Origin of the sequence: Actinomadura sp. 21ATH, assembly GCF_041951345.1 — a bacterium.
In the GTDB taxonomy this organism is placed as follows: Bacteria; Actinomycetota; Actinomycetes; order Streptosporangiales; family Streptosporangiaceae; genus Spirillospora.
Map to the genome: position 1 here is coordinate 789296 of NZ_JBGNUR010000002.1, position 25492 is coordinate 814787.

The following is a 25492-nucleotide window of genomic DNA, read 5'->3' on the forward strand; positions in this document are numbered from 1 at the left end:
TCCTGCCTTTCACGCGGTCCGGTGGGTGCAGCGGGTTCAGTGGGCGTGGTGGGTTCAGTGGGCGTGGTGGGTTCAGTCGAGTTTGTCGAGGCGGGCGGCGAGGACGGCGCCCATCTCGGCGACGGGGCCGGGTTCGGTCACCTGGTGGTGCTCGGAGTCGATCGGGTGGTCCTCGACCTCGCCGGTGACGAGGGGCCCCCAGTTGCCGGCGGCGGTGGGCGACGCGGCCGTCCGGCCCCGGAGGGCGGTGAAGAACAGCAGGTCGCCGCGGAAGCGGCCGGGACGGTACGCCTCGGCCTGGCGGAGCCCGTTCTCGTAGTTGCGGTAGACGTTGACGAGGTCGTCCTCGCCGAGGGTGGCCAGGGCGTCGCCGCGCTCGGCGAGCACCGCCATGATCTGCCCCATGTCGGGGTTCCCGTCGGGCGCGATCACCCGGACGTCGATCCCGATGCCCTCCAGCAGCTCGGGCAGCACCTCGCGCCGCTCCGACTCCAGGTCCTGGCCGTGGTAGGCGTCGATGAGGCCGAGCAGGCCGACCTCGTCGCCCGCCGCCTGGAGCCGCACCGCCATCTCGTACGCCACCAGCCCGCCCAGCGACCAGCCCACCAGGTGGTACGGCCCGGACGGCCGGACGGAGCGGATCAGCGCGAGGTAGTCCTCGGCCATCTCCTCGACGGAGCCGGGCAGCTCGGACTGCGTGAACGCGCGCGCCTGGAGGCCGTAGAGGGGGCGGTCGGCGCCCAGGTGCCGCTGGAACTGGAAGTAGCCCCAGGCGAGGCCGCCCGCCGGATGCACGAAGAAGACCGGCGGGCGGGTGCCGGCGGTGCGGATCGGCAGCAGCACCTCGAAGCCGAGCCGGTCCTCCGGCGAGCCGAGGCGGGTCAGCGCCTCCACGGTCTGGTGGGTGAAGACGTCCCGGGGCGTGATCTCCAGGTCGGCGCGGCGGGCGAGGCCGGCGAGCCTCAGCGCGCTGATGCTGTCGCCGCCGAGGTCGAAGAACCCGACGTCGGCGCCGACCTTCTCCAGGCCGAGGGCGCGGGCGAACAGCCCGCACAGGAGTTCCTCCTCGGGCGTGCGGGGGTCGCGGCCGACGCGGGCGGCGGCGCCGAAGTCCGGCGCGGGCAGCGCGTCCCGGTCGAGCTTGCCGTTGGGGTTGACCGGCAGCCCGTCGAGCGCGACGAACGCGGCCGGGACCATGTACTCCGGCAGCCGCTCCGCCGCGAACGCCCGCAGCTCCGCGGCCGGGGCGGCCGCGCCGGGACGGTGGACGACGTAGGCGACCAGGCGCTTGACGCCGGGGGCGTCCTCGCGGGCGACGACGGCGACACCGGCGACGGCGGGATGCCCGGCCACGGCCTCCTCGATCTCGCCCGGCTCGATCCGGAACCCGCGGATCTTCACCTGGAGGTCGGCGCGGTCGAGGTACTCCAGCGTCCCGTCGGGCCGCCGCACCATCAGGTCGCCGGTCCGGTACATGCGCTCGCCCGGCGCGCCGAACGGGTCGGGGACGTACCGCGCGGCGGTGAGCCCCGGGCGGCGCAGGTAGCCGCGGCCCACGCCGGCGCCCGCGATGTACGCCTCGCCCGGGACGCCCGGCGGCACCGGCCGCAGTCCCGCGTCCAGGAGGTGGACCCGCATGTCGTCGAGCGGCCCGCCGATCACCGCGGCGCTCTCCGCCGGGTCGGCCAGCCGCGCCCGCTGCGGTTCCCAGGTGGCGTACGTGGTCGCCTCGGTGGGGCCGTACACGTGGCCGACCTCGGTGTCCGGGCAGGCGGCCAGGATCCTGCGCATCGCCGCGGGCGAGCCCGCCTCGCCGCCGGTCAGCACCTCCCGGAGTCCCGCGAACGCCTCCGGGCGCTCCTCGGCGACGAGGTTGAACAGCGTCGTGGTGATGAAGAGGCCGGTGACGCCGCCGGCGGCGACGGCCCGCTCGATGTCCTCGCCCGACAGCCGGCCGGGCGGGGCGAGGACGGCCGTCCCGCCGCGCAGCAGCGGCGTCCACAGCTCGTAGACGGAGGCGTCGAAGGCGTGCGCGGAGTGGACCAGGACCCGCTCGTGCGCGCCGGTGCGGAGGCGGGAGTCGGTGGCCAGGTCCACGGCGTCGCGGTGCCGCAGCATGACGCCCTTGGGCAGTCCGGTGGATCCGGAGGTGAAGAAGACGCAGGCGAGCTGGTCGGGGTGCGGCGGCGGCACGGGTGCCGCCGCCTCCGGCAGAGGGTCGCCGCCGGTGCCGGTGCCGTCCAGGACGAGGACGTGCGCGCCGGTGTCGAGGCCCTCGACCTGGCCGGCCGTGGCGGGGTCGACGATCAGGACCGGCGCCCCCACCTCCGCGATCGCCCAGGCCGTCCGGTCGGCCGGGTAGCCGTGGTGGAGGGGCGCGTAGCAGCCGCCCGCCTTCAGCACGGCGAGGGTGGCCACGACCAGGTCCGGGGAGCGTTCGAGGAGCAGCGCGACCGGCGTCTCGGCGCGGACGCCGAGGGCGGTCAGGCGGCGGGCCAGCCGGCCGGCGCGCTCGTCCAGCTCGGCGTAGGTGACGGCCGTCCCGTCGGCGGCGCGCACGGCGGGGGCGTCCGGGCACCGCGCCACCTGCTCGGCGAAGCGGCCGGTGACCGTGGCCGGGGCGCGGTCGGTCGCCGTCCCCTGCCAGCGGTCCAGCAGCGCGGCGCGCTCATCGTCGTCGAGCACGTCGACGCGTCCCACGGGCAGGTCGGGCGAGTGCGCGATGGAGCCGAGGATCCGCACGAACCGCCGCATGATCGTCTCGGCCTCGGCCGCCGTGCACACGCCGGGCCGGTAGTCCATGCGCAGCGCCAGCCGGGGCCCCGGCACGGCCGCGAACGTGAACGGGTAGTGGCTCGCGTCGTAGCCGTCCACGCCGTGGATCGTGAGCCCGCCCAGGTCCGTTCCGGCCGACTCCGGGTCGAACGGGTAGTTCTCCAGCACCGTCATCGTGTCGAACAGCGTCCCGCCGGCCGCGGTGAGCCCCTGGATGTCGGCCAGCCCGAGATGGTGGTGGGCGAGGAGGTCGGCCTGCTCGCCTTGCAACCGGGCCAGCGCCGCCGCGACCGTGTCGCCGGGCCGCACCCGCACCCGGACCGGGACGGTGTTGATGAACAGCCCGATCATCTGCTCGACGCCGGGCAGTTCCGGCGGGCGGCCGGAGACGGCGGCGCCGAACACCACGTCGGTACGGCCGGTGAGGCTCCCGAGCAGCAGGCCCCAGCCGAGCTGGAGGACCGTGTTGAGCGTGACGCCCTCGGCGCGGGCGCGGGCGGTGAGCGCGGCGGTCAGTTCCTCGTCCAGCCGGACGCGGACGCGTTCGGGCGGGGCACCGGGGTCGGGGACGGCGCCGGTGGCGGCGCGCCCGGCGGCCAGCGTCGGCTCGTCCACCCCGGCGAGCGCGCGGCGCCAGGCGTCCTCGGCGGCGGCGCGGTCCTGCCTGGCGAGCCAGGCCAGATGGTTCTTGTACGGGGCGACGCGCGGGAGCCCGGTGTCGTCGCCGCCCGCCAGGTAGAGCGCGAACAGCTCGGTCTGGAGCACCGGCATCGACCAGCCGTCCAGCAGGATGTGGTGGTGGGTGAACACCATCCGGTGCAGGTCCGCGCCCAGCTTGAGGAGCGTGAAGCGCAGCAGCGGCGGCTTCGCCATGTCGAACGGGCGGGCCCGCTCGCGGCCGGCGATCCGCGCCGCCTCACCGTGCCGGTCGGCGGCGGCGGTGAGGTCGATCTCCTCCCACGGCAGCCGCACCTGGCGGTGCACGACCTGGACGGCGCCGCCCTCCTTGCGCTGCCGGAACCCGGCCCGCAGGTTGGCGTGCCGGCGCAGCAGCGTCGCGGCGGCCGCGCGCAGCGCCGCGGTGTCCAGCGGCCCGCGCAGGTCGAACACGATCTGCGCCGTGTAGACGTCCCCGCCGGCGTCGTCGTAGAGGGCGTGGAAGAACAGCCCCTCCTGCAGCGGCGACAGCGGCAGGATGTCCTCCAGCGGCGACCTCTTCTGCTGCGCGGTCAATCCCACTCCTCTTCGGCGGCCAGCTCCGCGGCCAGCTCGTCGATCTCGTCCTGGCTCACCGAGACCAGCTCCAGGTCGGACGGCGTGAAGCCGCCGCCCGCCCCCTCCTCCACATGCGCGACCAGCCCGCGCAGCGCCGCGCACCAGCGCCCGGCCAGGTCCCGGACGCGCGCCTCCTCCAGGAGGCCCGGCGCCCACGTCCAGGTGGCCGACAGCTCCGGGCCGCCGGGAAGGTCGCGGGTGTGGGCGTTGACCTCGACCGCGTGGACGAGCGCGAGCGCGCCGTCCTGGCCGCCGCCGAGCGCCCGGCTCTCCGCCGCGTCCGCCGGGCCCCAGTCGGTCGCCTCGGCGGCGGGGCTGCGGCCCAGGTAGTTGAACGCGATCTGCGGCGTGCGCGCGACCTCGGAGAGGCGCGGGCGCAGCAGGCCGTACCCGATGCCGCTGTCGGGGATCTCGCGGAGCTGCTCCTTGACCTTCTTCAGCGCCGTGCCGACGCCCTGCCCGCCCTCGCCGATCTCGGCCGGGTCGACCGTTCCCGGGTCCAGCCGGACGGGGTGGATCGTGGTGAACCAGCCCACTGTGCGGGACAGGTCCACGCCCGGGACGATCTCCTCCCGGCCGTGCCCTTCGAGATCGACGAGCACGGCCGTCTGGTCGCTCCCCCGCCGCCAGCCCGCGACGGCCAGCGCGAGCGCCGTGAGCAGCACGTCGTTCACCCGGGCGTTCCACGCGGCGGGCACGTCGGTCAGCAGCGGCCCGGTCACCTCCGGCGGCAGCTCGACGGTCAGGTGCCGCGCCGTCCCGAACGTGTCCGCGGCCGGGTCGAGGGGCCGGTCGCCGAGGAGCGGGTCCGGGGTGGCGAGGATCTCCCTCCACAGCGGCAGCTCGGCGGCCCGCTCCGGGCTGGACGCCTCGGCGAGCAGCCGCTGCGCCCACCGGCGGAAGGAGGTCGGGACGGGGTCGAGCGCGCCGCCGGCCCACGCGGTGACCAGGTCGGGCAGCAGGATCCGCCACGACACCCCGTCCACGACCAGGTGGTGCAGGGTCAGCAGCAGCCGTCCGGACCGCTCCGGCCCCGCGTCGAACCACACCATCCGGACCATGGCACCGGTGGCGGGATCGAGGCGGCGGCGGGCCGCGGCGGCGTGCTCCGCGAGCGTGGCGCGCAGCTCCTCGCCGTCCAGGCCGGTGATGTCGACGCGCTCGGCGAGCGCGGCGGTGTCCACCGTGCCCGGCTCGGTCACCTCGAACTCCGCTCCGCGGACGCGGAGGCGGAGCATGTCGTGATGGTCGAGCAGCGCCTGGAGCGCTCGGGTCAGGTCGGCGAGGTCCAGGCCGGGCGGGACCTGGAGCAGCATCCGCTGGCTGTAGCCGTCGACCGGCCCGGTCAGGTCCTCCCGGAACCACCGCATGATCGGCGTCGGCGGGACGAGCCCGATCCCGGTGCCGGGCGGCTCCGCCTCGACCGCTTCGTCCTGGTCGGCGGGGCGGGCGATGGCGGCGAGTTCCTCGACGGTCTGGTGCTGGAAGACCTCGCGGGGTGAGATGACCAGTCCGGCCTGGCGGGCGCGGGAGACGAGCTGGATGGCGATGATGGAGTCGCCGCCCAGGTCGAAGAACCCGTCGTCGATGCCGACCCGTTCGAGGTTGAGGACCTCGGCGAACAGCGCGGCGAGCGTCTCCTCCTGCTCGTTGCGCGGGGCGCGGCCGGAGACCTTGGCGGAGAAGTCGGGGTCCGGAAGCGCCCTGCGGTCCAGCTTCCCGTTGGCGGTGAGCGGCAGGGCATCGAGCCGGACGACGGCCGCCGGGACCATGTGGGCGGGCAGATGCTCGGCCGCGTGGGCGCGCAGATCGTCGTCGGTGCCGACGACGTAGGCGATCAGGCGTTCGTCGCGGACGATGACGGCGACGTCGTTGACGGCTGCGTGGCGGGCCAGGACGGCCTCGATCTCTCCCGGCTCGATCCGGAACCCGCGCAACTGCACCTGCTGATCGGAACGCCCCAAGTATTCCAGCCGCCCGCCCGCCAACCAACGCCCCAGGTCACCCGTGCGATACATGCGGGTGCCAGGCGTCCCGTACGGGTCCGCCACGAAACGCTCAGCCGACAGGTCAGGGCGGTTGAGGTAGCCGCGCGCCAGACCGGGACCCGCGACGTACAGCTCACCGACCACACCGGCCGGAACAGGCTGGAGACGGTCGTCCAGCACGTAGACGCGCAGGTCGGGGATGCCGGTGCCGATGACGCTGCCGGGGGCGTTGGCCGCGTAGGCGCGGTCCAGCTCGATGTACGACACATGCACGGTCGTCTCGGTGATGCCGTACATATTCACCAGCACCGGGGCATCGTCGCCATGCCGGGAGTACCAGTCCTCCAGACGACCCAGCTCCAGCGCCTCACCACCGAACACCACATACCGCAGCGCCGACAGATCCGTACCCGGGTTGTCCCGGTCGGCCGCCATCAGCTGGTAGAACGCCGACGGCGTCTGATTCAAGACCGTGACCTTCTCAGACTCCAGCAACCGCAGGAAATCCTCCGGCGATCTCGAAGTCAGGTAGGGAACGACGACCAGGCGTCCGCCGTACAGCAGCGGACCCCACAGCTCCCATACCGAGAAATCGAACGCGTACGAGTGGAACAACGTCCACACATCATCCGGACCGAACCCGAACCAGCCCTCCGTCGAACGCAGCAACCGCACCACGTTCCCGTGCGGAACCACCACACCCTTCGGACGCCCCGTCGAACCCGACGTGTAGATCACGTACGCCGGATTGTCGGGTGACAGCGGTACCCCTAGGTCGGTCCCGGCGTACTCCTCGCACGGGCCCACCTCGTCGACGGTCAGCACGGGGCGTGCGTCGTCCAGGACGTACGCGATCCGGTCGGCGGGGTATTGCGGGTCGATCGGGACGTAGGCCGCCCCGCTCTTCAGCACCGCCAGCACGGCCACGACCAGCTCGACCGAGCGCGGCAGCCGCAGCGCGACGAATCGTTCCGGCCCGGCCCCCTGAGCCACGAGGGAACGCGCGAGGCGGTTCGCCCACGCGTTCAGCTCCCCGTACGTCAGCGAACGCCCCTCGAACGACACCGCCACCGCACCCGGACGCTCCGCCGCCACCGCCTCGAACACCCCGACGATCGTCCCCGTACCGAACGACTCCCGCCCGCCGGCCCACTTCTTCAGCAGGGTGCGGCGTTCGGCGCGGTCGAGGATCTCGGCGGTGCCGATCGGGGCGTCGGGGTCGGCGACGAGTTCGCGGACGAGCCGTTCGAAGCGGGCGGCGAGCGCCTCGGCGGTGGCGGGGTCGAACAGGTCGAGGGCGTATTCGAGACCGGCCTCGATCCCGGCCGGGGCGCCGTCCTCGCCGTGCCGTTCCTCCAGGTAGAGGGACAGGTCGTACTTGGCGACGGTGGCGGGCAGCGGTTCGGCGCCGCCGCTGAGCCCGTCGAGTTCCAGCTTGGCCTCGGGGTTGTTCTGGAACGACAGCACGACCTGGAACAGCGGGTGCCGGGCCATCGAGCGGGCCGGGTTGAGGAGTTCGACGAGGCGTTCGAAGGGGACGTCCTGGTGCGCGTACGCCGCCAGGTCCGCCTCCTTCACCCGCGCCACCAGCTCCCGGAACGTCGGATCCCCCGACGTGTCCGTGCGCAGGACCAGCATGTTGACGAACATGCCGACCAGATCGTCCAACGCCTCATCGGTCCGCCCCGCGATCGGCGACCCCACCGGCACATCGGTGCCCGCGCCCATCCGGGTCAGGAGTGCCGCGTAGGCGGCCTGCGTCACCATGAACAGGCTGGCGCCGGTCTCGCGGGCCAGTTTGAGGAGTCCGGCGTGCAGTTCGGCGTCCAGTTCGAAGGAGACGGTTCCGCCGCGGTAGGACGCCTCGGCCGGGCGCGGCCGGTCCACCGGCAGCACCAGCTCCTCCGGCAGCCCCTCCAGCGCCCCCTTCCAGAACGCGATCTGCCGCGACACCAAACTCTCCGGATCATCCTCCGACCCGAACAACTCCTCCTGCCACAACGTGTAATCCGCGTACTGCACCGGCAACGCCCCCCACTCCGGCGCACCACCCCCTGCCCGCGCCGCATACGCCGCGATCACGTCGCGGGCCAGCGGCGCCATCGACCAGCCGTCGCACGCGATGTGGTGGAGCACCAGCAGCAGGACGTGCGAGTCGGGGGCGAGCGAGAACAGGGCGGCGCGCAGCGGCGGCTCGATCGACAGGTCGAAGCCGTGGCCGGCCGCGGCCGCGAGCGCGGCGGGCAGCCGGGCCTCGTCGGTCGCGGTGACGGTGAGGGCGGGGCGGGCGGTCGCGGTGTCGAGGACGAGCTGGCGGGGCGTGCCGGCGGTGTCCGGGAAGATGGTCCGGAGCGTCTCGTGGCGTTCGACGACGTCGGTGAGCGCGGCCCGGAGGGCGTCGTGGTCGAGGGCGCCGTTCAGGCGGAGCGCGGCGGGCATGTTGAACGTCGCGGAGCGGCCCTCGAAGCGGTTGAGGAACCAGAGGCGCTGCTGCGCGTACGACAGCGGGATCGCGGCGGGCCGGTCGGGCCGGGCCTCCAGCGCGGGGCGCACGGCGCCGGACGCCGCGGCGGCCCGCCCGGCCAGCCGGGCGACGGTCGGGGCCTCGAACAGCGCCCGGACGGGCAGCTCGACGCCCAGCGCGGAGCGGATCCGGCCGACCAGCCTCGTCGCGGTGAGCGAGTCGCCGCCCAGGTCGAAGAACCCGTCGTCGACGCCGACCCGGGGCACGCCCAGGACCTCGGCGAACAGCCCGCAAAGGATCTCCTCCTGCGGCGAGCGCGGCGCGCGGGTGACGGCCGTGGCGCCGCCGGGCTCGGGCAGCGCGGCCCGGTCGAGCTTGCCGTTCACGGTGAGCGGCAGCTCGTCCAGCGCGGTCAGCGTCGGGATCATGTGGGCGGGCAGCCGGTCGGCGGCGTGCCGGCGCAGCGCGGCGAGGTCCACCCCGGCGGGCACGACGTAGCCGGCGAGGCGCTGGTCGCGGACGACGACGGCCGCCCGGCTCACGCCCGGGTACGCGCCGAGGACGCTCTCGATCTCGCCCGGCTCGATCCGGAAGCCGCGGATCTTGACCTGGTCGTCGACCCGGCCCAGGTGCTCGATGGTGCCGTCGGGCCGCCACCGGGCGCGGTCGCCGGTCCGGTACATGCGGTCGCCGGGCGCGCCGAACGGGTCGGCCACGAACCGCTCGGCGGTCAAGCCGGGCCGGTCGAGGTAGCCGCGGGCGAGCTGCGCGCCCGCCAGGTACAGCTCGCCGGGGACGCCGGCCGGGGCGGGCTGGAGCGCGGCGTCGAGGACGTAGGCGCGGGTGCCGCGGTGCGGGGCGCCGACCGCGGGCGTGCCGCCGGCCGCCACGGGGGCGTTCATGGTGTCGACGGTCGACTCGGTGGGGCCGTAGAAGTTGCGCGCGGTCACGCCGCGCAGAGCGCGCAGCTCCTCCCACAGCGCGCCGTCGATCGGCTCGCCGCCGAGGAGCAGCTGGGACGGGCGGTGGCGGCCCCCGGCGCCGTCCAGCAGGCCCGCCTCGCGCAGCGCGCGGAAGTGCGACGGGGTGGTGTTCACCAGGTCGATCCCGGCGCGTTCCACGTACGCGGTGTACGCGGCGGCGTCGCGGCGGGTCTCGTCGTCGATGAGGTGCAGCTCCTGGCCGTGCAGCATCCACAGCAGGCCCATCCACGAGGTGTCGAACGAGAACGACGCCAGGTGGGCGAAGCGCAGCCGGCGGCCCGCGCCGTGCTCGGCGATCACTGGGGCGAAGAACGCGTCCCGGTGCGCCTCGTAGTAGTTGAGGAGGCCCTCGTGCGGGACGGTGACGCCCTTGGGGCGGCCGGTGGACCCGGAGGTGTAGATGACGTACGCGGCGTTGCCGGGGCGGGCCCGGCCGGGCGCGGGGTCGTGGTCCGGCCCGGTGGCGGCCGCGGCCTCGCCGGGGCGGATCGTGCGGGCGGGGCGGCAGTCGTCCAGCAGGCCGGCGATCCGCGCGGCCGGGTACTCGGGGTCGATCGGCACGTACGCGGCGCCCGCCTTGAGCACGCCGAGGATCGCGGCGACGATCTCGGGGGTGCGCGGGAGGACCAGCGAGACGCGGTCCTCGGGGCCGATGCCGTCCGCGGCGAGGTCGTGGGCGAGCCGGTTGGCGCGGGCGTTGAGGTCGGCGTACGTGAGCGTCTCGGCGCCGCAGACCAGCGCCACCTCGTCCGGTGCCGCGGCCGCGCGCTCCTCGAACAGCGACACCACCGTGCGATCACGGCCGCCGGGCGCGGCGGGAGCGGGGGCGGCGGCCGTACCGTTCCAGGCGGCGAGCCGGGCGCGCTCGTCCGCGCCGCCCAGCTCGACCGAGCCGATGGCGCGGGAGGAGTCCGCGGCGAACGCCTCCAGGAACGCGCGGACCCGGGCCAGCAGCGCCGCCGCGACGTCCCGTTCGACCACGTCGGGCCGGTAGTGCAGCCGCAGCGACAGCTCCGCCTCGGGGACGGCGACGAACGACAGCGGGAAGTGGGTCGCGTCGTAGGAGTCGGCGGCGGCGATCCGCACGCCGTTGAGCGAGCCGTCCATGGACGCCGGGTCGAACGGGTAGTTCTCCAGCACCGTCATCGTGTCGAACAGCGCGCCGCGCTGGCCCGCCGCCCGCTGGATCTCGGTGAGGCCGAGGTGGTGGTGCGGCAGCAGCTCCGTCTGCTCGTCCTGGAGCCGCTCCATCAGCGCGCCGAGCGACTCCCAGGCCCGGTACCGGACCCGGATCGGCAGCGTGTTGATGAACAGGCCGACCATCTGCTCGATGCCCGGCAGCTCCGGCGGGCGGCCGGAGACGGTGGCGCCGAAGACGACGTCGTCGCGGCCGAGCAGCCGGCCCAGCACCAGGCCCCACGCGCCCTGCAGCACGGTGCTGAGCGTGGCGCCGTGCCGGCGGGCGGCCCGTTCGAGCCGCCTGGTCAGCCGCTCGTCCAGCGCGGCGGTCACGGCGCGCGGCGGCACCGGCGGGCGGCCGGCGGCCTCGGGCGCGGCCAGGCTGGGCTCGTCCACGCCGTCCAGCGCGCGCCGCCACGCCTCCTCCGCCGCGCCCCGGTCCTGCTTCGCGAGCCAGGCGAGGTAGTTCTTGTACGGGGTGACGCGCGGCAGCCCGGTGTCGTGGCCGCCCTGCACGTACAGCAGGAACAGCTCGGTCGCCAGGATCGGCGTGGACCAGCCGTCGAGGAGGATGTGGTGGTTGGTGAGGATCAGCCGGTGCCGGTCGGCGGCCGTCCTGACCAGCACGAACCGCAGCAGCGGCGGGTCGGTGACGTCGAACCCGCGGGCCCGTTCCCGCGCCACGACCGCGTCCGCCTCCGCCTCGGACGCCGCGGCCGTCTCCTCCCACGGCAGCTCCACCTCGCGCGGGACGACCTGGACGGGACGCGACAGGTCCTCGTGCCAGAACGCGGCGCGCAGGTTGGAGTGGCGGCGCAGCAGCGTCGCGGCGGCGGTGCGCAGCGCCGGCACGTCCAGCGGGCCTTCGAGGTCCAGGACGATCTGCGCCGTGTAGACGTCGGAGTCCGCGCGGTCGAACAGCGCGTGGAAGAAGAAGCCCTGCTGGAGCGGTGACAGCGGCAGGATGTCCTCGAGGTCCCCCCGGTTCAATTCCGTTCCCTCCAGGCGTCCTGCAGCTTGTCGATCTCCGCTTGGTCCAGCTCCACCAGCAGGTCGGAGGGGGTGAACCCGTCGCCGTCCCCCGCGGCGACGTGCGCGACCAGCCCGCGCAGCGCCGCGAACCAGTCCTCGGCCAGCTCCCGCACCTCCTCCTCGGCCAGCAGCCCGTCCGGCCAGGTCCATGTCGCGGCCAGCGCGTCGTGCGCGATCGCGTTGATCTCCAGGACGTGCGCGACCGGCATCCGCGGGTCCTCGCCCGGCGGCGGCTCCTCGGGCGCGACCGTCCAGTCGCCGCTCTCGCCGTCCCCGCCGCCCGGCACGATCCGGCCCAGGTAGTTGAACGCGATCTGCGCGGGCGGCAGCTCGGCCAGCTCCCCGGCGTCACCGTCGCCGAAGTGGCGCAGCAGCCCGTACCCGATGCCCTCGGGGACGGCGCGCAGCTGCTCCTTGACCTTCTTCAGCGCGGCGCCGGCCGCCGGACCGCCGGCGCGCACCTCGCTCCAGTCGGCCGGTCCCGCGTCCAGGCGGACGGGATGGATCGAGGTGAACCAGCCCACCGTGCGGGACAGGTCCATGCCGGGGACGACGTCCTCGCGGCCGTGCCCCTCCAGGTCGATCAGCACGCCGGTGCCGCGGCCGCCGCGGCCGTGGTGCCTGCGCCACTGGTTCACGGCGAGGGCCAGGCCGGTGAGCAGCACGTCGTTCACGCGGCCGTGGAACGCGGCGGGCACGTCGGTGAGCAGCGGGCCGGTGACGTCGGCGGGCAGCTCCAGCCTGATCGAGCGCGCCCGGGCGGCGATGTCGACGCGCGGGTCCAGCGGGCGGGCGGCGAGGCGCTGCTCCGGGCCGTCGGCGATGTCGAGCCAGTCGTCCAGGTCGTCCGGCCGGACGGCGGCCCGGAGCCGCTGCGCCCACCGCCGGTAGGAGGTGCCGGCCGGCTGGAGCTCCCGCCCCGCCCACGCCGTGACCAGGTCGGGCAGCAGGATCCGCCACGACACCCCGTCCACGACCAGGTGGTGCAGGAGGACGAGCAGGCGCCCCTGCGCCTCCCCCGCGTCGAACCACACCAGCTGCGCCATCGTCCCGGCCGCCGGGTCGAGCCGGTCGCGGGCGGCGGCCGCCTGCTCGGCGACGATCGCGGCGAGCTTGTCCGCGTCCAGGCCCGCGGCGTCGATCCGGGTGACCAGCTCGCGGGCGTCGACCGTGCCCGGCTCCTGGACGACCGGCTCCCAGCCGTCCGCGACTTCCAGGCGGAGCCGGAGCGCGTCGTGGTGGTCGAGCAGCGCCTGGAGCGCGTCCGCGAGGCGGTCCGTGCCGAGGTCGGGCGGCGTGCGCAGCAGCATCGACTGGTGAAAGCCCTTGATCAGCGACGCGTCACCGCCGACCCGCTCCCGCAGCCACGCCACGATCGGCGTGAGCGGCACCGGCCCCACCGCCGTCCCCGGGGGCTCGATCTCGACGGCCTCGTCCTCGCCCGCCGGACGGGCGATGGCGGCGAGTTCCTCGACGGTCTGGTGCTGGAAGACCTCGCGGGGTGAGATGACCAGTCCGGCCTGGCGGGCGCGGGAGACGAGCTGGATGGCGATGATGGAGTCGCCGCCCAGGTCGAAGAACCCGTCGTCGATGCCGACCCGTTCGAGGTTGAGGACCTCGGCGAACAGCGCGGCGAGCGTCTCCTCCTGCTCGTTGCGCGGGGCGCGGCCGGAGACCTTGGCGGAGAAGTCGGGATCCGGGAGCGCCCTGCGGTCCAGCTTCCCGTTCGGGGTCAGGGGCAGCGCGTCGATTTCGACGATCGCGGCCGGGATCATGTGCGAGGGGAGGAACCGGGCCGCGTGCGAGCGCAGATCGCTGTCGGTGCCGACGACGTAGGCGATCAGGCGTTCGTCGCGGACGATGACGGCGACGTCGTTGACGGCTGCGTGGCGGGCCAGGACGGCCTCGATCTCGCCCGGCTCGATCCGGAACCCGCGCAACTGCACCTGCTGGTCAGAGCGCCCCAGGTATTCCAGCCGCCCGCCCGCCAACCAACGCCCCAGGTCGCCCGTGCGATACATCCGAGAACCGGGCACGCCGTACGGATCGGCGATGAAGCGTTCGGCCGACAGGTCAGGACGGTTGAGGTAGCCGCGCGCCAGACCGGGACCCGCGACGTACAGCTCACCGACCACACCGGCCGGAACAGGCTGGAGACGGTCGTCCAGCACGTAGACGCGCAGGTCGGGGATGCCGGTGCCGATGACGCTGCCGGGGGCGTTGGCCGCGTAGGCGCGGTCCAGCTCGATGTACGACACATGCACGGTCGTCTCGGTGATGCCGTACATATTCACCAGCACCGGGGCATCGTCGCCATGCCGGGAGTACCAGTCCTCCAGACGACCCAGCTCCAGCGCCTCACCACCGAACACCACATACCGCAGCGCCGACAGATCCGTACCCGGGTCGTCCCGGTCAGCGGCCATCAGCTGGTAGAACGCCGACGGCGTCTGATTCAAGACCGTGACCTTCTCAGACTCCAGCAACCGCAGGAAATCCTCCGGCGATCTCGAAGTCAGGTAGGGAACGACGACCAAGCGGCCACCGTAGAGCAGCGAGCCCCACAGCTCCCATACCGAGAAATCGAACGCGTACGAGTGGAACAACGTCCACACATCATCCGGACCGAACCCGAACCAGCCCTCCGTCGAACGCAACAGCCGCACCACGTTCCCGTGCGGTACGACGACTCCCTTCGGACGCCCCGTCGAACCCGACGTGTAGATCACGTACGCCGGGTTGTCCGGCGAGATCGGGACGCCGAGGTTCGTGTCCGGGTAGCGGTCGCAGCTCTGCACGGAGTCGGCCGTCATGACCAGGTCGGCGTCCTCCAGCATGGAGGCGATGCGGTCGGCCGGGTAGTCGGGGTCGATCGGGACGTAGGCCGCCCCGCTCTTCAGCACCGCCAGCACGGCCACGACCAGCTCGACCGAGCGCGGCAGCCGCAGCGCGACGAATCGTTCCGGCCCGGCCCCCTGAGCCACGAGGGAACGCGCGAGGCGGTTCGCCCACGCGTTCAGCTCCCCGTACGTCAGCGAACGCCCCTCGAACGACACCGCCACCGCACCCGGACGCTCCGCCGCCACCGCCTCGAACACCCCGACGATCGTCCCCGTACCGAACGACTCCCGCCCGCCGGCCCACTCGTCCAGGAGCGTGGCGCGCTCGGCCGGGTCGAGGACGTCGGGGGTGCCGATGCGGGCGCCTGGGTCGGCGAGGAGGGCGGTCAGGTAGCGCTCGAAGCGGGCGGTCAGCCGTTCGGCGGTGGCGGGGTCGAACAGGTCGAGGGCGTACTCCAGCTCGCCGTCCAGATGGTCGTCCCGCTCGGTGAGGACCATCAGCAGGTCGAAGCGGGCGACGCCGGCGTGCAGCGGCTCGAACTCGGCGGTGAAGCCGGGCATCTCCAGCTTCGCCTCGGGGTTGTTCTGGAAGGTGAGGCCGACCTGGAACAGCGGGTGGCGGCCGAGGTGGCGGGGCGGGTTCAGGACCTCGACGAGGCGCTCGAAGGGGACGTCCTGGTGCGCGTACGCCGCCAGGTCCGCCTCCTTCACCCGCGCCACCAGCTCCCGGAACGTCGGATCCCCCGACGTGTCCGTGCGGAAGACGAGCATGTTGACGAACATGCCGACCAGATCGTCCAACGCCTCATCGGTCCGCCCCGCGATCGGCGACCCCACCGGCACGTCCGTGCCCGCGCCCATCCGGGTCAGCAGCGCGGCGAAGGCGGCCTGGGCGACCATGAAGGGGCTGGCGCCGGTCTCGCGGGCGAGCGCGAGGAGGGCGTCGCGCGCTTCGGGGCCGAGGCGGAAGCGGGTGGTGCCGCCGCGGTAGGACGCCTCGGCGGGGCGCGGCCGGTCCACCGGCAGCACCAGCTCCTCCGGCAGCCCCTCCAGCGCCCCCTTCCAGAACGCGATCTGCCGCGACACCAAACTCTCCGGATCATCCTCCGACCCGAACAACTCCTCCTGCCACAACGAATAATCCGCATACTGCACCGGCAACGCCCCCCACCCCGGCGCACCACCCCCCACCCGCGCCGCATACGCCGCGATCAGGTCCCGGGCCAGCGGCGCCATCGACCAGCCGTCGCACGCGATGTGGTGCAGGAGCAGGAGCACGACCTGCTCGCCGGGGGCGAGGCGGAAGAGGTGGGCGCGCAGGGGCGGTTCGGCGGAGATGTCGAACGCGTGGCCGGCGGCCGCGCCGAGGCGGGCGGGCAGCGCGGCGGCGGTGGTGTCGACGATCTCCAGGGCGGGCCGGGCGGCGGCCGGGTCCAGGATCCGCTGGCGCGGGACGCCGCCGCTGTCGGGCAGGATCGTGCGGAGCGTCTCGTGCCGTTCGACGAGGTCGCCGAGCGCGGCGCGCAGCGCGGCGGGGTCCAGCTCGCCGCGGATCCGCAGCGCGATCGGCATGTTGTAGGTGGCGGACGGGCCCTCGAAGTGGTTGAGGAACCAGTGCCGCTGCTGCGCGTACGACGGCAGGAGGACGGCCGGGCGCTCGCGGCGTTCCAGCGGCGGGCGGCGGCCGGCGCCGGCGGCCGCGAGTTCGTCCAGGCGGGCGGCCAGCCGGGCGACGGTCGGGGCCTCGAACAGCGCCCGGACGGGGACCTCGGTGTCCAGCACGCGGCGGATCCGGCTGATCACCCGCATCGCGATCAGCGAGTTGCCGCCCAGCTCGAAGAAGTCGTCGTCGATCCCGACCCGGTCGGTGCCGAGGAGGTCGGCGAAGACGGCGGCGACGGCCTCCTCGCGGGCGTCGCGCGGGGCCCGGTAGGGCGCCGCGGCCGAGGGGGCGGCGAGTTCCGGCCTGGGCAGCGCCTTGGTGTCGACCTTGCCGTTGGGGGTGAGCGGCATCGCGTCGAGGACGACGACGGCGGCGGGCACCATCGACTCGGGCAGGCTCGCGCGGACGTGGGCGCGCAGCTCCTCCGGGTCCACGGTCCGGCCGGGCGCGGCGACGACGTACGCGACCAGCCGCTTGACCCCCGTCGCGGCGGGTGCGGCCGGCGCGGCGGTGCGCGCGGTGTCCGGGACGAAGCCGGGCAGGTCGAGCGCCTCGACGGTGGTGGCGGGGTCGGCGGTGAGGACGTCCAGGGCGTGGACGTACCAGGCGGTGAGCCGTCCGGCGGTCGCGGGGTCGAACAGGTCGAGCGCGTACTCCAGCGTCCCGGCGAGGCCGTCCCCGTCCTCCTCCAGCAGGAACTCCAGGTCGAACTTGGCGACCCCGGTGTCGACGGGCTCGGCGGCGACGGTCAGGCCCGGCAGCTCCACCACGGCCTCGGGGTTGTTCTGCAGCGTGAGCATGACCTGGAACAGCGGGTGGCGGGAGAGCGAGCGGGCCGGGTTGACGGCCTCGACGACGCGCTCGAACGGCACGTCCTGATTGGCGTACGCGGCCAGGTCGGTCTCCCGGACGCGGCCGAGCAGCTCGGCGAAGTCGGGGTTCCCGGCGGTGTCGGTCCGCAGCACGAGCGTGTTGACGAAGACGCCCACCAGGTCGTCGAGGCTCTGGTCGGTGCGGCCGGCGATCGGCGAGCCGATCGGCACGTCCGTGCCGGCGCCAAGCCGGGTGAGCAGCGCGGCGAGCGCGGCCTGGAGCACCATGAAGACGCTGACCTGGTGCGCGCGGGCGACGGCGGTCAGCCGCCCGTACACCGCGCCGGGCACCTCGAAGCGGGCCTGCGCGCCCCGGTAGGACGCCCGCTCGGGGCGCGGCCGGTCGGCGGGGAGGGCGAGGTGGTCGGGCAGCCCGGACAGGGCCTTGGTCCAGTACGCGAGCTGCTGCGCGGCCAGGCCGTCCGGGTCGTCCTCGGCGCCCAGCAGTTCCCGCTGCCAGATCGCGTAGTCGGCGTACTGGACGGGCAGCGGCGCCCAGCCGGGCGCGGCGCCGTCGCGGCGGGCCAGGTAGGCGGTGATGAGGTCGTTCGCGAGCGGCGCCATCGACCAGCCGTCGCCCGCGATGTGGTGCAGGACGAGCAGCAGCAGGTGCTCGCCGGGCGCGACCCGGTAGAGGTGGGCGCGCAGCGGCGGCTCGGCGGCGAGGTCGAACCCGCGGGTCGCGTCCGCGAAGACCGCCTCGCGGAGGTCGCCGGCCGCGAGCGTCCCGGTGACCAGCCGCGGGGCGGCCTCCTCGGGCGGCAGGATCCGCTGGTACGGCTCGCCGTCGCGGTCGGCGAACAGCGTGCGCAGCGACTCGTGGCGGGCGGAGACGTCCCGGAGCGCGGCCCGCATCGCGGCCTCGTCCAGCTCGCCGGTGATCCGCAGCGGGATCGGCATGTTGTACGTGGCGCTCGGCCCCTCGAGCCGGTTGAGGAACCAGAGCCGCTCCTGCGCGTACGAGACGGGGAGCGGGTCGGGGCGCCGGGACCGTTCCGCCAGCGGGGGACGCGCGGCGCCCCCGGCCGTCGCGCCGATGTGCTCGGCGAGCCCGGCGGGCGTCGGCGACTCGAACAGCGCCCGGACGGCCAGCTCGACGCCCAGCGCGGCGCGGACGCGGGCGACGACGCGGGTGGCCTTGAGCGAGTCGCCGCCGTGGTCGAAGAAGCCGTCGTCCACGCCCACCCGGGGCAGGCCGAGGACCTCGGCGAAAATTCCGCAGACGATCTCCTCGCGGGCGTCGCGGGGGCCGCGGGAGCCGGCGGCGGCGGTGAAGTCGGGCGCGGGCAGGGCCGCGCGGTCCAGCTTGCCATTCGGGCTGAGCGGCATCGCGTCCAGCACGACGACCGCGGCCGGCACCATGTACTCGGGCAGCGTCCGCGCGGTGAACGCGCGCAGCGCGGCCGGGTCGAGGGCGGCGCCCGCGCCGGTGACGTAGCCGGCGAGCATGGTGTCGCCGGCCGCGTCGCGGCGGGCGACGACCACCGCCTGCGCGACGCCCGGGTGGGCGGCGAGCGCGGACTCGATCTCGCCGAGCTCGATCCGGAAGCCGCGGACCTTCACCTGGTGGTCGAGGCGGCCGAGGTACTCGATGTTCCCCTGCGCGTTCCAGCGGACCAGGTCGCCGGTGCGGTACATGCGCTCGCCGGGCCCGCCGAACGGGCAGGCCACGAACCGGTCGGCGGTCAGGCCAGGGCGGCGGAGGTAGCCGCGGGCGAGGCCGTCGCCCGCCACGTACAGCTCGCCCGGCACCCCGGCGGGGACGGGGCGCAGCGCGGCGTCCAGGACGTACGCGCGGGTGTTGGCCATCGGGCGGCCGATCGGCGCGACGCCGCGCGGGTTGCCGTCGTCGAACCAGCCGGTGACGAAGATCGTCGCCTCGGTGGGGCCGTAGATGTTGGAGATCCGCGCGTCCGGCAGCAGCGCCCGCACGTCCCGGACCTGGTGCGGCGGCAGCGCCTCGCCGCCCAGCGCGACGTCGCCGACGCGCAGGTCCGGGCCGCCGCGGGCCAGCAGCGCCGCCACCGCCGACGGCACGCCGCTGACCAGGGTGCCCGTCCAGCCGCCGCGCTCGCCGATCTCCAGCAGGTCGCGGACGACCTCGATCTCGCCGCCGCAGGTCAGCGGGACCAGCCACTCGAAGACCGACACGTCGAAGTTGAGCGAGGTGGAGAACAGCACCCGGGCCATCCGGTCCGGGCCGTAGCTCGCCATCGACTCGGCGCAGAAGTCGACCACGTTGGCGTGCGAGATCACCACGCCCTTGGGCCGCCCCGTGGAGCCGGAGGTGTAGATGACGTACGCGGGGCTCGCCGGGAGCAGCGGGCGGAGCCGGTCGGCGTCGGTGACGTCGGCGCCGGAGTACCCGGACAGGTCGAGGCGGTCCAGCTCGACGCGCGGCGTCCCGCCCGGCAGGTCCGCGCCGGACGTGGTGATCACGCAGGCGGGGGCGGCGTCGGCGAGCATGTAGGCGACGCGGTCGGGCGGGTAGGCCAGGTCGATCGGCTGGTACGCGGCGCCCGCCTTCAGCACCGCCAGCGCCGCCACGACCAGGTCGGCCGTGCGGGGCAGCGCCAGCGCGACGAAGTCCTCGGTGCCGGCGCCCCGGGCGATGAGGTGGCGGGCGAGCCGGTTGGCGCGCGCGTTCAGCTCGGCGTAGGTGAGCCGGCCGGCGCCCGCGACGACGGCGGTCGCGTCCGGGGTCGCGGCGGCCTGCTCCTCCACCAGCCGGGGGACGACGGTCGCGGGGACGGGCAGCGCGGTGTCGTTCCACTCCTCCAGGACGCGGCGCTTCTCGGCCTCGTCCATCAGCTCCACCGCGTGCAGCGGGGTGGCCGGGTCGGCGTCGCCGAGGGCGCGCAGGAAGCGGACGTAGCGGTCCTGGTGGGCCGCGACCTGCTCGGCGGTGTAGAGCGCCGGGTTGGCCTCGAAGTCGACGCGCATCCCGGCGCCGTCGAGGTTGTCGTAGATGTTGACCGACAGGTCGGTGATCGGCCCGGTGGTGAGGGCGTGCATGCGGGCCGGGACGCCCGCGAAGTCCAGCCGGTAGTCGAACGCCATGATGTTGATGACCGGCCCGTACAGCCGGTGGCGCTCGCCCAGCAGCTTCAGGTCGCGCAGCAGGTCCTCGGTGCGGTAGCGCTGGTGCCGCAGCGCCCGCGCCGCGGCCCGGGTCGTGGCGCGCACCAGCTCCTCGACCGTCATGTCCGGCCGGACGGCCACCCGCAGCGGCAGCACCGTGGCCAGCTGCGCGGGCGTCTCCATGGCCAGGCCCGAGGTGCGGCCGCTGACCGCCATCCCCAGGATCACGTCCTCGGTGCCGGTCATCCGGGCCGTGTACGCGGCCGTCGCGGCGAGCGCCAGGCCGCGGGCGGCGGTGCGGAGCCGGCGGGCCCCGGCCTCCAGCCCGGCGGTCTCGTCCGGCGGGACCGTGACGATGCGGCTCAGGTAGTCGGCGGTCGGCGCGGCGGTCTCGTCGGCCAGGCTCGCCGCGACCGGGCGGTCGGCGAACCGCTCCGTCCAGTAGGCGCGGTCGCGCTCGTAGCCGGGCGACTCGCGGTAGGCGGCCTCCTCGGCCAGGACCGTCCGGTACGAGCCGCGCTCGGCGGGGACGTACTCGCCGCCCCCGGCCAGCGTCGTGTAGATCTCGGCGGCCCGGCGGCTGATGACCGAGCCGCTGCTGGCGTCCCCGATCACGTGGTGCGCGCGGATGAACCACCAGTACAGGTCGGGCGCCAGCCGCAGCAGCGCGGTGTCGTAGAGGCGGTCGCCGTCCATCGGCAAAGGCCGCGCCATCCGGTCGCGGACCCACGCCCGCGCGGCGGCCCGCGGGTCGGCCGCCGTCGCGGCGTCCGGTCCTGTGGCGTCCGGTCCTGGGGCGTCCGGTCCTGTGGCGCTCAGGTCGACCAGCGGGATGGCGGCGGACGGGGCGGGGTCCAGGATCTGCCCCGGAACGCCGTCCCGCTCGGCCAGCCGCACATTCAGGGACTCGGCCTCGTGCGCGGCGATGCGGGCCACCCGGTCGAGCAGCGCGGGGTCGACCGGACCCTCGATCTCGATGTACTGGGCGATGTGGAAAGGCGTTTCCGGCGCGAGTTGCTGCGCGTACCAGACGCTGCGCTGGGCGGCGGAAAGAGGAAGGAACTCGCTCAACGACATCACGCAGTACTTTCCCGATCAGAGGCGTAATTCTTAACCCGGGGACGGGCTGCGGGCCGGACCCCGGAACAGGAAATGAAGAGTGACCCGCAAATGTCGGACAGTCCCCGCCCCTTTCCCCGGGGGTGCCGCCGGCGCGCCGGCCGGAAGCGAGCCCCGTCCCGCGGCCGGGCACGAGGGCCGGCCACCGCGGCATGCCGCTTTCCGCTACCGACGCGGACCCCGCTCGTTCACGTCTCTACTCAGGAGTAGCGGGGCCACAGTCAACCAGCAGGCCACATGCACCGCAATCCCCCCGTAAGTAGAAGTTGACACCCGGAATTACTCACGGCCGTGACAAAGAATCGGGGCCTGGAACGCGCGACGGGAGCGCCGGACGCTCCGGAAGTGACAACGGTTGACAACCGATTTCGGCCAGTGCGGTCACGCTCCGTACACGAAACGCTCACCGCCCGGGGTACTCGTGCACCACAACGGCGGCGGCGCCCACCGACGGGTGCCGCTGCAGCACCGCCTCGATCTCGCCGAGCTCCATCCGCACGCCGGAGATCTTCACCTGGCGGTCCACCCGGCCGAGGTACTGGAGCACGGGGCGGTCCTCGCCGCCCGCGCCCGGCGGCAGCAGCCGCACCGCGTCGCCGGTCCGGTAGAGCCGGCCGGTGGGGCCGTCCTCGAAGGGGTCCTGGTAGAAGGCGTCCCGGGTGCGCTCGAAGTCGCCCAGGTAGCCGCGGCCGACGCAGACGCCGCCGACGAACAGCTCGCCCGTCTCGCCGACGTCGCACGCCGCCCACGTGCCGTCGCCGCCGGCCTCCTCGTCGTCGCGGCGCAGCACGTACAGCCGCGTGCCGGCGATCGGCGTGCCGATGGGCAGGCGGAGGAGGTCCAGGTCGGCGGCCGTGACGGTGTGGTGCGTGACGTCGTCGGAGCACTCGGTCGGGCCGTAGGCGTTCAGCAGCCGGGCGTGCGGCATCGCGGCGAGCCAGCGGCGCGCCAGCTCGGCGGGCAGCTCCTCGCCGGTGGCGATCATCCACCGCAGGCCGGACAGGGCCGCGCGCTCGCCGTCCAGGTCGTCCAGCAGGTGCCGGACCATGGTCGGGACGAGCTCCACGACCGTGACCGCCTCCGCCGCAACCGTGCGCGCGAGCGCCGCTGGGTCGTGCGCGGCGTCGTCGCCGACCACCACCACCCGGCCGCCCAGCAGCAGCGGGCACAGCATCTGCCAGACCGAGATGTCGAAGCCCAGCGGGGCGGTCTGCGCGACCGCGTCGGCACCGGTCAGGCCCAGGTCGACGATCTTGGCGTAGAGGTGGTTGACCATGCCCTGGTGCTCCACCACGGCGCCCTTGGGACGGCCGGTCGAACCCGAGGTGAACAGTACGTACCGGGGCTGGTCCGGCGCCTCCAGCCGGGCCGGGCCCGCCCACGGCGCCCGGCCCGCGGCGTCCCGCGCCCGCACGACCCGCGCGCCCGCCTCCGCCGCGCCGTCCAGCAGTGCGGGGGCGGTCTCCCCCTCGTCCACGACCAGCAGCAGCGGCGCCCCCGCCTGCGCCAGGACGTCGCGCACGCGGCCCGCGGGCCAGGTCGCGTCGGCGGGCACGTACAGGGCGCCGACCAGCTCGATCGCCAGGAACGCGGCGACCACGGTCGCGCGGCGCTCGCCGCCGACGCCGACCACGACGCCCGGCCCGGCGCCCTCCCCTTCCAGCAGCGCGGCCAGCCGGCGCGCCTCGGCGGCCAGCTCGCCGTACGTCAGGGTGCGCCCGGCGTCGGTCACCGCCGGGCGGTCCCGCTCGGCGGCGAACCGCTCCACCCGGGCGATGAGGGGATCGGCCAGGTCACCGGCCGGCTCGCGGACCATGCCGTGCCGCTCGGCCAGCCCGGCGGCCCGCGCCGCCTCCGCCGCCGCGATGCCGAGCACGGGCAGCGCGTCCCGGGCCGGCAGCCGCCCGGCGACCCGTCCACGAGCATTCATCATTACTCTCCGTGATCTAGAAATTCTCCACCGTCATCGCGAAAACTGCACCCGACTCCGGTCGGCATAGCTTATGTAGAAGCCCCCGATTCTGCACTACCAGTCGGTAATCGGGGGGTTGCGGGGCACGATGCCCGAAGGTACGGTGAGGCTCCGCCGCGTTCGTTGAGAACCGTGCGGAGAATCATCGGGGGGAAGTGGGGAATGGCTAGCGAACTCCACCGGCCCCACCAAAATGGCATTCGTGCGAGGGTGGCAGCGTGCCCATCATCACCGCGCCGCAGGAATTCAACGTCGAGGACCTTTACGTGGACCTCGGAGCGATCCTCGGCACTCCCCTCTACCTCAAGTGCGAGGGGTTCAATTTCGCCGGATCGGTCAAGCTCAAGGCGGCCGCCGAGATGGTCGGCGCGGCGGAGCGTGATGGCCTGCTCACGCCCGGCAAGACCATCGTCGAATCATCGTCCGGAAATCTCGGCATCGCGCTGAGCATCATCGCGGCCGCGAAGGGTCACCGCTTCCTCTGCATCACCGATCCGCGCTGCAACCCGGCGTCGATGCGGCTGATGCGGGCGCTGGGCGCCGAGGTGCGGGTGGTGGCCGCGCAAGACGCGAACGGCGGGTTCCTGGAGAGCCGGATCCGGTACGTCCGCGACCTGTGCGCGTCCAGCGACCGCTACGTGTGGCTCAACCAGTACGGCAACGCCGGCAACTGGCGCGCGCACTACGCCGGGACCGCTCCAGCGATCGCCGGCCGCTTCCCCGACCTGGAGGTGCTGTTCGTCGGCGCCGGCACCACCGGCACGCTGATGGGCTGCGCCCGCTGGTTCCGCGAGCACCGGCGCCCGGTCACGATCGTCGCCGTCGACGCGGTCGGCTCGGTCACGTTCGGCGGCATCCCGGAACGCCGCATGGTCCCCGGCCTCGGCACCAGCACCCGCCCCCAGCTCGTGGACGAGTCGTTCATCGACGACGTGGTGCACGTGCCGGAGACCGACACGATCCGCACCGTGCACCGGCTGTCGTCGCGCGGCTTCCTGTTCGGCGGCTCGACCGGGACCGTCGTCTCGGGCGCCGCCCGCTGGCTGGAGGAGAAGTACCCCGGCGAGCACCCGGTCGCCGTCGCCATCGCCCCCGACCTCGGCGAGCGCTACCTCGACTCGATCTACGACGAGACCTGGCTGCGCACCCACTTCGGCCCGATCGTGGCCGACCTCGACCTGCCCGCCACCGACATCCAGGAGATCACGGTCCCATGACCCAGCCCCCATCCTTCGCCGTCATCCCGGGTGCCCAGGTGCACGAGGCGATCGGCGGCCGCGAGGAGCGGGTCACCCGCATGGTCGAGGCCGCGTACCGGCTGCACGGCGAGGGCGCGACCGTCAACCCCGACTCCTACTTCCTGCGCTTCCCCGACCGGCCCTCCTCGCGGATCATCGCGCTGCCCGCCTCGGTGGGCGGCACGGTCGGCGTGCACGGGATCAAGTGGATCTCCAGCTTCCCGGAGAACGTGGCGAACGGCCTGCCGCGCGCCTCCGCCGTCCTGGTCCTGAACGACGCCGAGACCGGGTACCCGTTCGCCTGCCTGGAGAGCTCGATCATCAGCGCCGCCCGCACGGCCGCGTCCGCCGCGCTGGCCGCGACCGCGCTCACCGGCCGCCGCGAGCTGCGCGCCGGCTTCTTCGGCGTCGGCCTGATCGCCCGCTACCTGCACACGTACCTGGCGGGGAACGGCTTCACGTTCACCGAGGTGGGCGTCCACGACCTGAACGCCGAGCACGCCGCCGGCTTCAAGGGCTACCTGGAGCGCACCGGAACGGCCCCCGTCACGATCCACGACAAGGCCGAGGACCTGGTCCGCTCGTCCGACCTGGTCGTCTTCGCCACCGTCGCGGGCGAGCCGCACGTCACCGACCCGGCCTGGTTCGAGCACAACCCCCTGGTGCTGCACATCTCGCTGCGGGACCTCTCCCCCGAGATCATCCTGTCCGCGTACAACGTCGTCGACGACGTGGACCACTGCCTGAAGGCGAACACGTCCCCCCACCTGGCCGAGCAGCGCACCGGGAACCGCGACTTCGTCGCCGGCACCCTCTACGACGTCCTCACCGGCGCCATCACCCCGCCGGCCGACCGGCCGGTGGTCTTCTCCCCGTTCGGGCTGGGCGTCCTGGACCTGGCGGTGGCCAAGTACGTCTACGACGAGGTCGCCGCGTCCGGCGGACTCCAGGCCGTTCCGGGCTTCTTTCACGAGCTAAAGCGCTACGGCTGACGCAGAACGGGCATGCCGC

The 25492-nt window shown here is 74.1% G+C and carries 6 protein-coding genes; 2 read left to right on the plus strand and 4 right to left on the minus strand.

Annotated elements, in window-relative coordinates:
- Positions 1–72 precede the first annotated feature (72 nt).
- The 4 genes from ACA361_RS10140 to ACA361_RS10155 form a co-directional block, all read right to left on the minus strand.
- On the minus strand, positions 73–4008 hold the full coding sequence (locus ACA361_RS10140; RefSeq protein WP_375011576.1) for an amino acid adenylation domain-containing protein: 3936 nt from the start codon (positions 4006–4008) through the stop codon (positions 73–75).
- The gene (locus ACA361_RS10145; RefSeq protein ID WP_375011577.1) at positions 4005–11654 is read right to left on the minus strand and encodes an amino acid adenylation domain-containing protein; all 7650 of its coding nucleotides are present in this window, start codon (positions 11652–11654) and stop codon (positions 4005–4007) included. The genes ACA361_RS10140 and ACA361_RS10145 overlap by 4 nt, the downstream gene beginning before the upstream one ends.
- Positions 11651–21229 (minus strand): amino acid adenylation domain-containing protein, encoded by a 9579-nt coding sequence (locus tag ACA361_RS10150; protein ID WP_375011578.1) that lies wholly within the window; start codon positions 21227–21229, stop codon positions 11651–11653. The genes ACA361_RS10145 and ACA361_RS10150 overlap by 4 nt, the downstream gene beginning before the upstream one ends.
- A gap of 445 nt (positions 21230–21674) precedes the next feature.
- A complete protein-coding gene (locus ACA361_RS10155) occupies positions 21675–23201 on the minus strand; it encodes an amino acid adenylation domain-containing protein (RefSeq protein WP_375011579.1) in 1527 nt (508 codons plus the stop codon).
- A 260-nt stretch (positions 23202–23461) separates the two neighbouring features.
- Between ACA361_RS10155 and sbnA the strand changes: the two genes are divergently transcribed.
- Both sbnA and sbnB read left to right on the plus strand, forming a co-directional pair.
- The gene (sbnA, locus tag ACA361_RS10160) at positions 23462–24460 is read left to right on the plus strand and encodes a 2,3-diaminopropionate biosynthesis protein SbnA (RefSeq protein WP_375011580.1); all 999 of its coding nucleotides are present in this window, start codon (positions 23462–23464) and stop codon (positions 24458–24460) included.
- Entirely contained in the window at positions 24457–25473 is a 1017-nt protein-coding gene (sbnB, locus tag ACA361_RS10165) for a 2,3-diaminopropionate biosynthesis protein SbnB (RefSeq protein WP_375011581.1), read from the plus strand. The genes sbnA and sbnB overlap by 4 nt, the downstream gene beginning before the upstream one ends.
- Positions 25474–25492 lie beyond the last annotated feature (19 nt).

What these genes read in the sequence shown, in the direction of transcription:
- ACA361_RS10155 (WP_375011579.1), bottom strand. Translation starts at nt 23,201, where the DNA reads ATGAATGCTCGTGGACGGGTCGCCGGGCGGCTGCCGGCCCGGGACGCG.
- sbnB (WP_375011581.1), top strand. Translation starts at nt 24,457, where the DNA reads ATGACCCAGCCCCCATCCTTCGCCGTCATCCCGGGTGCCCAGGTGCAC.
- ACA361_RS10150 (WP_375011578.1), bottom strand. Translation starts at nt 21,229, where the DNA reads ATGTCGTTGAGCGAGTTCCTTCCTCTTTCCGCCGCCCAGCGCAGCGTC.